The sequence below is a fragment of the Cytobacillus sp. OWB-43 genome, assembly GCF_034651445.1.
Lineage (GTDB): Bacteria > Bacillota > Bacilli > Bacillales > Cytobacillaceae > Cytobacillus > Cytobacillus kochii.
Window position 1 is genome coordinate 124552 of sequence record NZ_JAYEFF010000001.1, and the last position, 12742, is coordinate 137293.

The 12742-nt window shown below is 37.5% G+C and carries 13 protein-coding genes and 1 other annotated feature (1 of these 14 cut by a window edge); of the genes, 10 read left to right on the plus strand and 3 right to left on the minus strand.

Features of this window, described 5'->3' with window-relative positions:
• Positions 1–2: 2 nt before the first annotated feature.
• From srtB to isdG, 5 genes are read left to right on the plus strand one after another with little or no spacing between them, the layout of a single operon-like run.
• Complete coding sequence (gene srtB, locus U9M49_RS00690; protein WP_322909142.1) at positions 3–743, plus strand: class B sortase; 741 nt, start codon at positions 3–5, stop codon at positions 741–743.
• 6 nt (positions 744–749) lie between these two features.
• Entirely contained in the window at positions 750–1679 is a 930-nt protein-coding gene (locus U9M49_RS00695) for an ABC transporter substrate-binding protein (RefSeq protein ID WP_322909143.1), read from the plus strand.
• Between the two features lie 37 nt (positions 1680–1716).
• Positions 1717–2682 carry an iron ABC transporter permease gene (locus U9M49_RS00700; protein WP_322909144.1) on the plus strand — a complete coding sequence of 322 codons (966 nt, stop codon included), beginning with the start codon at positions 1717–1719 and terminating at the stop codon, positions 2680–2682.
• Positions 2679–3443: an ABC transporter ATP-binding protein gene (locus U9M49_RS00705; RefSeq protein ID WP_322909145.1), complete on the plus strand. Its 765-nt coding sequence runs from the start codon at positions 2679–2681 to the stop codon at positions 3441–3443. Before U9M49_RS00700 ends, U9M49_RS00705 begins: the two co-directional genes overlap by 4 nt.
• A 13-nt stretch (positions 3444–3456) precedes the next feature.
• Positions 3457–3792, plus strand: coding sequence for a heme oxygenase (gene isdG, locus U9M49_RS00710; RefSeq protein WP_095369877.1), 336 nt, complete (start codon positions 3457–3459; stop codon positions 3790–3792).
• 238 nt (positions 3793–4030) lie between these two features.
• Here isdG and U9M49_RS00715 read toward each other — a convergent pair whose 3' ends face one another.
• Positions 4031–4330: a hypothetical protein gene (locus tag U9M49_RS00715; RefSeq protein ID WP_307318682.1), complete on the minus strand. Its 300-nt coding sequence runs from the start codon at positions 4328–4330 to the stop codon at positions 4031–4033.
• A gap of 1599 nt (positions 4331–5929) precedes the next feature.
• On the opposite strand from U9M49_RS00715, the gene U9M49_RS00720 reads away from it, so the two are divergent.
• Genes U9M49_RS00720 through U9M49_RS00730 form a run of 3 tightly spaced genes read left to right on the plus strand, consistent with a single transcriptional unit; the run spans position 5930 to position 8753 of the window.
• On the plus strand, positions 5930–6937 hold the full coding sequence (locus U9M49_RS00720; protein WP_095369874.1) for an ABC transporter substrate-binding protein: 1008 nt from the start codon (positions 5930–5932) through the stop codon (positions 6935–6937).
• Positions 6938–6983: 46 nt separating this feature from the next.
• On the plus strand, positions 6984–7937 hold the full coding sequence (locus U9M49_RS00725) for an ABC transporter permease (protein ID WP_095369873.1): 954 nt from the start codon (positions 6984–6986) through the stop codon (positions 7935–7937).
• Positions 7938–7958: 21 nt separating this feature from the next.
• Positions 7959–8753, plus strand: coding sequence for an ABC transporter ATP-binding protein (locus U9M49_RS00730; RefSeq protein ID WP_095369872.1), 795 nt, complete (start codon positions 7959–7961; stop codon positions 8751–8753).
• A gap of 116 nt (positions 8754–8869) precedes the next feature.
• Here the strand turns inward: U9M49_RS00730 and U9M49_RS00735 are convergent, their stop codons facing one another.
• Positions 8870–9304 carry an RrF2 family transcriptional regulator gene (locus tag U9M49_RS00735; protein WP_307317969.1) on the minus strand — a complete coding sequence of 145 codons (435 nt, stop codon included), beginning with the start codon at positions 9302–9304 and terminating at the stop codon, positions 8870–8872.
• Positions 9305–9490: 186 nt separating this feature from the next.
• On the opposite strand from U9M49_RS00735, the gene U9M49_RS00740 reads away from it, so the two are divergent.
• Together U9M49_RS00740 and U9M49_RS00745 are read left to right on the plus strand one after the other, a co-directional pair.
• Entirely contained in the window at positions 9491–9946 is a 456-nt protein-coding gene (locus U9M49_RS00740) for a cysteine dioxygenase (RefSeq protein ID WP_157733746.1), read from the plus strand.
• Between the two features lie 2 nt (positions 9947–9948).
• A complete protein-coding gene (locus U9M49_RS00745) occupies positions 9949–11361 on the plus strand; it encodes a 4-hydroxyphenylacetate 3-hydroxylase family protein (RefSeq protein WP_322909146.1) in 1413 nt (470 codons plus the stop codon).
• A gap of 67 nt (positions 11362–11428) precedes the next feature.
• Here the strand turns inward: U9M49_RS00745 and tyrS are convergent, their stop codons facing one another.
• On the minus strand, positions 11429–12676 hold the full coding sequence (gene tyrS, locus U9M49_RS00750; RefSeq protein WP_322909669.1) for a tyrosine--tRNA ligase: 1248 nt from the start codon (positions 12674–12676) through the stop codon (positions 11429–11431).
• A gap of 39 nt (positions 12677–12715) precedes the next feature.
• Positions 12716–12742 (minus strand) — a binding site (T-box leader); it runs 186 nt beyond the window's last position.

Here is a 12742-nt window from a genome sequence, read left to right on the forward strand (position 1 = left end):
CAATGAAAATGCTCAAAACATTAGTTAACCTTTTGGCTATTGGTGTTTTCCTCTATGCTGGTTCACAACTTTTTATCATTTTTTATGACTATTATGAGAACAGGCAAAACATGAATAATGTGCAAGAGATTTATCGGGCAGATGAACATGAGCCAAATACGCAAACAACGGGATTAAGAGCGCAGTTTGAACCATTAAAAGAATTAAATGAAGATATTATAGGCTGGATTACGGTTGACGATACAGCGATTGATTATCCGATATTACAGACACGGGATAATGACTACTATTTAACAAGAAATTACTTGCGAGAAGAAACTAGAGCTGGAAGTATCTTCATGGATTATCGCAATAATATCAGCGATGAGGAGGATCTTAATACGGTCATATATGGACATCGAATGAAGGATGGTACAATGTTCGCTGGTTTGAAGAAGTATTTGGATTCATCTTTCTTTAATAAGCACCAAGTCATCTATTACGATACGCTTTATCAAGGCTATGATTTGGAAGTTTTCTCTGTTTATCAAACGAAGACTGATTTTTATTATATTGATACAGATTTTTCATCTGACAAAGAATATGGCGACTTTATTCATTCGCTAAAGGAAAAGTCTGTACATGAGACAGATGTGCAAATAACAGGAAATGATAGAATTGTCACCCTTTCAACTTGTGATTACTCTTTAGATCGAACAGAAGGAAGGCTAGTTGTCCATGCGAAGTTAGTAGAAAGGGGATAAAAAGTGATGAGAAAATGGTTAGGCGCTTTTTTGCTTGGCACATCCATTAGTTTAGTAGGCTGTGGTGTACAAGATACAGAACATGCGGTCTCCTCTTCAGTAGAATCGTCATATACAATAGAAGATTTTGCTGGTAGGGAAATCGGTTTTGTTGAGGAGCCGACTAAAATAGCCGCATTAAGCAATGGTGATGTCGATATTATTTATTCATTGGGAGAGAAGGTAGTTGGCAGACCGAATGCCGATACGTGGATTAAAGAAGCCGAGGGAGAACAACAAATTGGCTCCACACATGAAGTTAATTTAGAGAGAATAGCATTACTGAAACCTGACGTAATATTAGCCAATCGAACGTTGAATGAAAAAGATGTACCTTCATTGGAATCATTAGGAGCAGAAGTAATTTTAACAGAAGCTAATTCAATTGAAGACATAATGAATCAAATTTCACTTTATGGATCGATGTTAGATAAAGAAGAAGAGGCGAAGAGTGTAAGGTCAGATCTAGAAACGACGTTAAAAGAGGTAGAACAACCATCGACTGCAGTTCGCGTTTTACTTGTTTATGGTGCGCCAGGAACATATATGGCCGCTCTACCGAATTCCTTAAGTGGGGATATCCTAACACATGCAGGCGGTGAGAATATTGCTGCAGATTATCAAGCGTTAGAGAGTTTCCCACAATATGCGCAAATCAATACGGAGAGAATTATTGAAGCAAATCCTGACTTTGTCATGTTAATGACCCACGGGAATCCCGAAGAGGTGAGGGATGGGTTTATAAAAGAAATGCAACAAAATGCAGCTTGGAACTCTATTGAAGCTGTGAAAAACGGCAGAATTGAAGTGTTACCTGCTGACCTATTTGGTACAAATCCTGGCACAAGGGTTGTGGAAGCAGTCAGTTTTCTCTCAGAGAAGTTGAAAGTGAAGTGAACCATCATTGAATGTAGTAAAAAATAGGAAAGTCGTGTTGACTTTCGTGGTCCTAATTGTCCTTACACTACTATCTATCTATGCAGGTATTTCCTTCGGAGCTATTTCCATACCGTTAGTTGAAATCCTCCAAGCTTTTCAAGGAAATGGGGTGGAAATGTATCAGACGATTATATTCGATTTACGTTTACCAAGGGTACTAGTTGCTTTACTAGTGGGCGCATGTCTTGCTGCCTCGGGGGCTTTGTTGCAAGGTGTGATGAAAAATCCATTGGCAGACCCGGGGATTATAGGTGTTTCTGCTGGTGGCGGTTTACTTGCTGTCATAACGATGCTCGTTTTTCCCGCTTACAGCTATTTATTGCCGGCAGGTGCATTTATTGGCGCATTTCTAACAACGATACTCATCTATTTACTAGCATGGGAAAAAGGCGCTTCTCCAGTGAAAATTATTCTGGCAGGTGTAGCAATGAATGCCCTTTTAGGTGCGTTAATGAATGGTGTTATGGTCATATATAGTGACCGAGTGCAAGCTGTTCTCTCGTGGTTATCTGGTGGCTTAAATGGGCGCAGTTGGTATCATCTTGAATTCATGTTGCCATATGCAGTTATTGGTCTACTGCTTTCTTTTTTTGCTATTAAGAAAGCGAATCTTATGCTTTTGGGTGACGAAACAATAAAACTACTTGGTCAAAATGTAGAGTGGGCAAGATTGCAAATGATATTGCTGGCCTCTTTTTTAGCAGGAACCGCGGTCAGTGTTGGAGGGTTAATTGGTTTTGTTGGTCTAGTCGTACCTCATATGATTCGACTAATTATTGGTGAAGATTATCGCTATCTTTTACCATTTTCAATCCTAGGTGGAGCTAGTTTAGTAGCTTTTGCCGATACTGTAGCAAGAACATTGTTTGACCCAATTGAGTTACCTGTTGGGATATTGCTCGCTTGCATAGGTGCACCATTCTTTCTTTATTTATTAAGAAAGAGGAGGGTTTCTGCATGATAGATTTGCAGCAAGTCGCGTATAAGCAAGGGAATTTTCAATTAAAAGATATCCATCTGACATTTCCAACAGGGCAAATTACAGGGATTGTCGGACCGAACGGATCGGGTAAATCGACACTATTAAGAGTGGTAGCGAAACTTATATCCGCTAACCGAGGAGATATTCTTATAAATCATGAGAGTATCAATAACTATACAAGAAAGAATTTAGCGAAAGAGTTAGCTATGCTCGTTCAGCTAAAGGAGGGGATGCCGGGGTTCTCAGTGCGACAAATGGTTGCGTATGGAAGAACACCTTATCAAAAAATGATGAAAAGTGAGAACGTAGAAGACAATGAAATCATTGATTGGGCAATGAAGGTAACTGGTATTACTCATATGAGCGATCGTCTTGTGCAAACATTATCGGGAGGAGAACAGCAACGTGTCCGCATTGCGATGGCACTTGCTCAAAAAACGAATATTTTGCTCTTGGATGAACCGACGACTTACTTGGATATCGGACACCAAATTGAACTGATGTCATTGCTAAAAGAACTGAATCAACAGTTTAAAATGACCATTGTCATGGTACTTCATGAGCTCCAATATGCAGCGATGTATTGTGATTCAATGGTAGTTCTGCAAGGAGGGGAAATTGTCGCAACCGGTCTCCCCAAGGAAATCCTAAATGCAGAATTACTTAAAAAAGTATATAAACTTGATGCTGATGTAATATTTGATGGTAAAGTGCCATTAATTAAACCAAATCAATTTTAAGGGGGAACCTGAGATGTATATTGTAACAAATACTGTTCACCTTCAACCAGGAAATGCTGATATGTTTGTTGAGAGATTTAATCGAGAAGGTAAGGTAGAAACGATGCCGGGCTTCGTTGGTTTAGAAGTTATGTTAACGGAAAATACGAAAGAGTATGAAGAAATAACTATTGTTACAAGATGGGAAGATCCAACAGGCTTTAAAGGATGGATGAAAAGTCGAGAATTTAAAGATGCCCATGCTCATAGAGGCGGAATCCCTGAATTTATTATTAAAAACAAAACGACTTATTATCAAGTAAAGTTACGTCGCAAGCCAAGGATAGAGACAGAAAGCTCTGTCGGGTAAATGTACTTAGCTCCTTACAAAAAGATTGTAAAGACATCCTATTTGGGGGTGTCTTTTTCTGAATGTTGAAATAATCAAGAGAGTTAAATTTCCATTCACTGAGTATAGACAATAAGCGTTTAAAGGGGGTCAACCTGACTTAGAAATACATGTTTCTTCATAAAATACCTTAGTGTTCTGGGGGCATTATAATAAATATGAATGGTAATCTGTACATTATTTGAGCCCCTCTTTCTTCTTACTTGTCTACGACCAGGATGGTAAAAGCATAAGTGATCGTTCCTTCCTTCCAATGAGCAATAAGGTGATAATAATAGATCCCTGCTTTTGATGGTGAGGTTATTGTGATTGTCTCTTTTGTCATATCTTTTGAGGTTATCATTTCATCATCTGTCCATTGTTCAATGGTGAAAGTATGATAGCTGGGTTTACATTTAAATTCAATGTAAATATCTTCATTAGGGGAAACGATTGTTGGCTTATGGACTTTGGCCATTTCTATATGTGATGAGTAGACAACATCTACACATTTCCCCACTATTGAGACTATGCCAACAATAAGAACATTGAGTAGAAGGTATTTTATCTTTACCTACTGTAATGATAGGTACTGGTGGAGTAGAGTTTCTAAAAAAAATAAGAATACTTGTTAGAACCAAAATGATAAAAACTAGACTTCCAAAAAAAACCACTTCAAATAAGTCCCCTCTAATAATACTTTTTTCATTAGACGACCCAGTTCGTATTTCGTTACAGCCAACGACATTTCTTTGTAACTCTTTCGTTTTTTCTAAAAATTAAAATAGAATGAGTAGATTTAAGGAGAAAAAAACGTAAAAAAATTATGCAATTTATTGGCAATTAGTTTATTATGAGTATGTAAGGTATTTGACCCTGTACCAAAAGAATCAGTACTAGCAGCTGGTTATAGTATTAGTGGATCATACGGCAGGAGAACTTACCTTATATATGCCATCATCTTATGAAGGGAGTGATTAAGTTCCGTTAATGGTGATGTTGCATGACTGCACGCAAGCTGTTAGTCAATTTGCGACATGTTAAAATGAATGCGCTTTCATAAGGGGTTTTCTCGTTTTATATCCTAATAAAAGTGCTTCTGCTAATAACAATACTTGTTGGAATTGGTTTGAAGAGAGAGGGCGGGCCTAGTATCTTTGCAGGAAAGATATGCGCCAATATTTTTTCGAGTTATAACAAAATCTATAGGTTATCAGCTGGAAAAGGGATGCTATTTTAAAGGCAACTTATCCAGAAGTGTTTTGTTGGTACGGGTTTAGAATATAAAGCAGAGAAGAATATCGGTAATTGGAATCACTTCGAACAAAACAGAGTGGAGAGCGGTTTTACAAACCAAATGAAACAGAAAAAAATAAGTGCCTGACGGTTAAACTTACAAGGTTGAAAAATATAAGACTACTGAAAATGAGGTTCTTTTGCTCAAGGTAACTATTCAAAAGTTTTTGTAGGGAGCTCGTTGCGGATGGGAAGGGAGGAGTAACAATAAAAGTGGTTGACAAGTGAATGTATAACGGCACGTATCGAGGCATCCTTTCATTTGATACAACAAGTGTACACAAAGGTTACCACATAGCGAAAACTCGAGTGTGCCTTAAGCAATGACAGAGGGGTGTACCATAGCTTAGATTAGATTTAAAAGTAGGGATATTGGATTATGCCATGAATTAATATACAACTGTTACGGCGTCTTATATAGGACAAGCTACTATCCAACAAGATTCCTACGTAGATTATTCCAAGCAGTTATTAACTGTAGAAGATTACTACAGAAAAAGTACAACTTCGCTTAAAAGCGAACGCGCGGCAGGATTCAATGCAAACGATGTAGAATTGTATGTTGGGAAAAGGGTATCCATTAGCTGATCATTTTTATTCAATAGTGGTAGTAATATACATTAAATTAATTGAAAATTTATAATAATTAATTATATATTAATTGTAGTTCCAATTTCATGGAATTCATTCTATTTTTTAGTGTCAGATAACATAAATTTTTGGAAAATAATAAAAAGTTCTTGTCTCCTTAGTATTATATGTATATAATTTAATGAACCAAAGCACAAAAGCATAAAAGCGATAAAGTAAAGGGGATGAATGAATAGTGAAAAAGAAAAATAGGTGGAAAACATTATCGACAGCTGGATTATTAAGTGCATTAATATTGGCAGGATGCGGAAACTCTGAAGAAACAACGAATGAGGCAAGTGGAGAAAGCGGTGAGAAAAGCTATCAAGTCGGTATCACGCAAATCGCTGAACATCCAAGTTTAGATGCAGCATCTGTTGGCTTTCAACAAGCATTGAAGGATGAGGGATTAGAAGTAGAATTTGATACACAAGTTGCACAAGGGGATCAAAATAATAATCAATCGATTGCGAACAACTTTGTAAGTGATCAGGTGGATTTAATCTTTGCTAACTCTACACCAAGTGCACTAGGTGCATTAAATGCTACAAAGGATATTCCGATTGTGTTTACTTCTGTAACAGATGCTGTTGGTGGCGGACTTGTTGATTCTATGGAAGCACCTGGCGGAAATATTACAGGCACATTAGATAATCACCCAGATGCCATACCGAATACAGTAGAATTCATAAACAAATATTTTGATATTGAAACAATTGGCGTTGTGTATAATTCGGGTGAAGCCAACTCTGTATCGCAAATTGAGACAGTGAAAGAAGTTATAGAAGGAACAGGATTGAAATTAGCTGAAGCAACTGTTTCAACATCAGCTGAAGTAAAACAAGCTACAGAATCATTAGTCGGTAAAGCAGATGTCCTTTATATCATTACAGATAATACAGTAGTAACAGCTCTAGAGTCAGTCGTTCAAGTGGCAACAGATAAGAAAATTCCACTTTTTGTTGGTGAATTAGATTCTGTCGCTCGTGGCGGATTTGCTGCATACGGGTTTGATTATAATGATATCGGTTATGAAGCAGGTGTGATGGCAGCAGAAATATTAAAAGGTGAGAAAGAAGCAGGCGAAATGGATGTACAATATCCACAAAATCTAAAGCTTGTTATAAATAAGGAAGCGGCTGAAGCAATGGGTGTTGAACTAAATCCTGAATGGGAAGAATCTGCGGAATTTATTGAATAATGACAGGTATCTTAATCAGCACGACAGATGAAAGGGAGAGAGCATAATGCCTTCAGCAATATTTGGCTCCATTGAAGCAGGTGCAATTTATGCATTAATGGCGTTAGGTGTATATTTATCTTTTAGAGTATTAGATTTTCCTGATTTAACTGTTGATGGTAGTTTTGTCACTGGTGGAGCAGTTGCTGCCGTTTTAATTGTAGGAGGAACGAATCCATTCTTAGCAACAATTTTAGCATTCGTTGCCGGTTTCCTAGCTGGCAGCGTGACAGGATTACTTCACACAAAAGGAAAGATCAATCCTTTATTATCAGGGATTATCATGATGATTGCTTTGTACTCTATTAATCTACGCATTATGGGTAAGTCGAATATCCCACTATTATCAGAGGAAACCGTCATTACAAAACTAACTGATTTTTGGCAAGGATTAGGTTTAGATAACGCCTTAGCTTTCATTGGCTTTGTGCCAAAAACATGGGCAATCTTAATTCTCATGCTGATATTGGCTCTTTTTGTCAAAGTAATTATTGATTGGTTCTTGAAAACTGATATTGGTCTGGCCATTCGAGCAACAGGTAATAATGAAACGATGATTCGTAGCTTTTCAGCGAATACAGATACATTAAAAATATTAGGTCTAGGGCTATCTAACGGTTTGGTAGCTTTATCAGGTGGCTTAGTGGCACAATACAATGGTTTCAGTGATGTCGGCATGGGTATAGGCATGATTGTTATTGGGCTTGCTTCTGTTATTATCGGCGAAGCGATTTTTGGTGCAAAAACAATTGTTCGAGCAACATTAGCTGTTATCGGTGGGGCGATTCTGTATCGAATTATTGTTACATTAGCGCTACGCGTGGAGTTCTTAGAAACGGGAGATATGAAATTAATTACGGCATTGATTGTCGTCTTCGCGCTTGTACTACCGAAGATTCTTGAGAAGCAAAAAGAGAGACAACGAAAGAAAAAACGAATGCTTCAAGCAGGAATGGAATAAGTAGAAGAGAGGGGTGACGACATGCTTGAATTAAATCAGATTCATAAAATCTTCAATGAAGGCACACCAGATGAGAAGATTGCACTAACACAGATGAATCTCGATCTTCATCAAGGCGATTTTATGACGGTCATTGGTAGTAATGGTGCAGGAAAATCGACTTTAATGAACATTATCTCAGGGAAGTTAATACCGGATGTCGGTCAAATAATTATTGATAGAAAAAATGTATCGAATGTAAAGGAAAATAAACGGGCACGTCTAATAGGGCGCGTATTCCAAGACCCAATGGCAGGGACTGCACCTGCAATGACGATCGAAGAGAACTTAGCCATTGCCTACACAAGAACGAGATCACGCGGCTTGCATATAGGCGTTTCGAAGAAAAGAAAATTGTTTTTTCAAGAAAAATTAGAGATGCTTCATTTAGGTTTGGAAAACAGACTGCAAGCAAAAGTAGGTTTATTATCAGGTGGTGAGAGGCAGGCATTGTCTCTTTTGATGGCAACCTTCACAGAACCTAAAATCCTTTTATTGGATGAGCATACGGCTGCTTTAGATCCATCCCGGGCAGAATTGATTACGAATTTAACGAAAGAAATTGTTGCTAAATACCAATTAACGACATTAATGGTAACTCATAATATGCAGCAAGCGATCGATCTAGGAAATCGGTTAATTATGATGGATAAAGGCCAGATTATTTTTTCTGCGGATGAGAAGCAAAAATCGCAGCTTACGGTTGAAAAATTATTAAATGAATTTCAACAAATTCGTGGTGAAAAAATGAACAGTGACCGTGCAATACTTGCATAAATGAAGATTTTAGTGTGAGAAAGAGTCCGTTAGTGGACTCTTTTTTTTGTGGTGGGGACTTGATTTTTGTTCTATCAATAGATTGTTTATAAATACGATAGCAGGGTGATTTCTATTTAATGATTTTGTCTTGGTGAAGGAATGTTGCGGTTGATCAAATCTTGTAATGAAACTTGATCTAAGATAAAGGCAATTTCTTCACGCAATAGTGCCCATAGTGGCTGAAGCACACACCCTTGATCTTCTAATGGACAATATTCATAAGCGGTGATACTGACACAACTCATCGGTGCAAGTGGACCTTCTAGTTGACGAATGACCTCTCCTATATTAATCTCATGACTTTCTTTCTTTAACATATAGCCCCCGTAGACACCTCGTTTACTTTTTACATAACCATGGCTTTTTAAAAGAAGTAGAATTTGTTCCAAATATTGAACAGGTACTAATGTTTGAGCTGAAATGTCTTTGATGGTTATAACAGTTCCTTCATTATTCCCGAGAACAATTAATGAACGCAGCGCATATTCACCTTTACTCGATATTTTCAAAAGTTCGGCCTCCTGTTAAACATCTTATAAAAGGGTATTAGTGCTTTCATAGAATTATAACCTAGGCTTCTACTCATTTTCTTGCATTCTAATCACGAAAGTACAAGCTTGTCATATTGTATTTTAGAAAGTTGAGAAAGTCGATCAACTATTCATAGAATTGCATGTAAAGGAGCGATTTACACCGTGACATTTCAAGAAAAAGTTCGCCAAGTTTTACAAGAAAAAGAAGTGCCTTTAGATAAGGCGATTCGTTCATTAAATATTTGTTCAAAAGAGTTGGAGCCTTATATTACACAACCGCAAGGGATGTTAGAGTATGGGAGAAACGTCATTTATCGCAATCAGCAGGTTGAGGTCATTGTTGTTTATCTTCCGCCATTTGCTAAAACGCTTGTCCATGATCATGGTTTTTCAAAAGGAGAAGTTTATGTTGTTCAGGGAAGCTTACTTAATCTCATTTATCATAAAGATTTATCGGTTAATAAAATTGAGTCATATAAGGCAGATGAGTCTTTTCATGTACAAGGGGATACCATTCATCTCATGTTTAATCCCACACCATTTGAGGTCATTAGTTTTCATGTGTATTCACCGCCATTAGCACATAATCAGACTTATCCTGCTGAAGGGAGAGAATAAGCTTGTTTATTGAAAGCTTAAAGGATGGCAGAAATGTGTGGTTGAACGGTAAAAGAATTGATATTACCGAAGATACAAATTTTAGAGGTACGTTGACGACGATTGAATCCTTGTTTTCGCAATTAACGAACCCAAAGTTACAGCCATTAATCGGTTATTTTGATGATGATTTACAGCAATGGGTGCATAAGGCTTTTTATTTGCCAAGAAATATCACTGAATTACAGGAAAGGCGCACGGCTTTTGAGGCATGGGCGAAAGATACGAACGGCATGATGAGTCGACTTTCCGATTATGCCCGTTCGCGAGTGGCAGGCTGGTATGCAAATAGAGAAGCGTATCGTGAATTAGATCCGCATTTCCCAGGAAAAATAGAGGCTTATTATCATATAGCCAAAAGAGAAAATCGTTTCATTGCCATTATTCAAAGAGATCCGCAAATCAACCGGAGTGCTAATGAGTATTATAATACGAAAAAGTTAGGTTTATTGAGAATAACAAAAAAGACAAACGAAGGCGTATATATTAATGGGGCTAAGATGATTGGCACTTCCGCACCTTATGCCCATGATATTATTGTTTATCCCTTAGCACCTTTAGATGAGGCGAAGAAAGATTTAGCGCATATGCTGATTGTGCCCGCAAATGCTAAGGGCTTGCATATGGTTTGTCGTGAGTCTTTTGCAGAAGCGTCGCAAGTTGAATATTCCCTTAGTGCACAATACGATGAAATGGATGCGGTCCTGATTTTCGATGATGTCTTTGTTCCGTGGGAGAGAGTTTTACTGCATGATAACCCTATTGCTTTAGCTCAGTTAAAAGTTGATTCTATTTCTAATAGCTTAGCGTATCATCAAGCCATTGTGCGCTTGCAAACGAAGTTATCTTTTATGGCAGCAGTAGCAAATGCCATGGCACATGTGATTGGAGCAGATGGCTATTTACATGTACAAGAAAAGCTAGGGGAACTTATTATCCAAATTCGCACAATTGAAGGGTTAATCATTGCCGCTGAACAAAATGGAAAGTTGGAGAAAGACATTTATATTCCAGATTTTAATTATATTCAAACAGCGAGAGTACTGGGGACGAAATATTATCCCAATGCAGTTGAAATCATTCAATTAATAGGTGCTGGCGGCTTGATACAATTACCTTCGTCCATGGCCGATCTATCAGGTCAAATCAGTCAGTTGACACAACAGTATTATAAAGGGAAGAATGCTACTGCAGAAGAAAGGACGAAGCTATTTAAATTAGCTTGGGATTTAATAGGTTCACCTTTTGGTTCTCGTCATGAATTATACGAGCGCTTTTATTCTGGGGATCCGATGCTGCAAACAGCAGATATGTGGCGGAAATATGATAAAAAAGAGTGGACGAGACAGCTAGCTCCCTTTTGGAAAAACTGTTAGTAGAAGAAGCCTAAACATTGAAATAGCCACCTGATAAAAGGTGACTATTTTTAAATTACCTCACAACCTAATTCTTTAACAATAATTTCATGAATTTTCTTTTACCTACTGAAACAATCATATTATGGCTAATCGTAGTCGTTTCCATATCAGTGATGATTTTTTTACCATCTATTTTAATTGCGCCACCAGCAATCATTCTTTTAGCCTCGGATTTTGAAGGCAGTAAGCCTGTATCTACTAACAATTGCACAAAGGTGATAGAAGTTGGGCCAGTCCATGTCATTGTCGGCAGTTCTTCAGGTACTTCTCCTTTTTGGAAAATCGTAATAAATTGTTGTTCTGCTTTTTCAGCTGCCTCTTCATCATGGTACATTTGTACAATTAGCTTTGCTAATTGCATCTTTACATCACGTGGATGGAGGGTTCGCTTAACTAGCCCTTCTTCTATCTCAGTTATTTCTTCAGGTGTAAGTGGAGTAATAAGTGTAAAGTACTTCACCATGAGTTCATCCGGAATGGACATCGCTTTCCCGTACATTTCGTTTGCTGGTTCATTAATACCGATATAATTATTCTTCGATTTTGACATTTTCTCAACGCCATCTAATCCTTCAAGTAGTGGCATCAGCAGTGCGATTTGCTTAGTTTTTCCAAATTTCTCTTGAAAGTGCCTACCCATAAGGACATTAAAGTGCTGATCGGTGCCCCCTAACTCAATATCACATTCAAGCACAACAGAATCGTATCCTTGCATGACTGGGTAGAAGAATTCGTGTAAAGAAATCGGCTTCCCGAAGGCAATTCTTTCTTCAAAGTCATCACGTTCCATTAAACGGGCAATGGTAATTTTACCTGCTAATTGAATGACATCATCAAACTTAAGTTGAGAGAGCCATGTTGAATTATAATGTAATTCAACTTTTTCCATATCGAGTACTTTACCAAATTGCTCAAAATAAGTTTGGGCGTTATGCTTCACTTCTTCATCGGTTAACGGCTTTCTAGCGATGGACTTACCTGTTGGATCACCAATCTTACCAGTAAAATCCCCAATTAATAATTGAATCGTATGACCATTATCTTGGAATTGCTTTAACTTCTTTAAAACAACCGTATGACCTAAATGAACGTCAGGAGCTGAAGGGTCTAAGCCAAGTTTTATCTTTAAAGGTTTATTTAATAAAATAGATTTTGCTAACTTTTCTTCTAATTCTTCAGTGGGTATTATTTCTTGCACACCTTGTTTGTATAACTTTAATTGTCTCTGTAACTCTTTTAATTGCTGTTCTGATAATTTTTCTTTCACAATTATTCACATCCTTAAAAAATAATAAAAATCCACATCCCTGATAAAAGGGACGTGGATTTCACGCGTTAC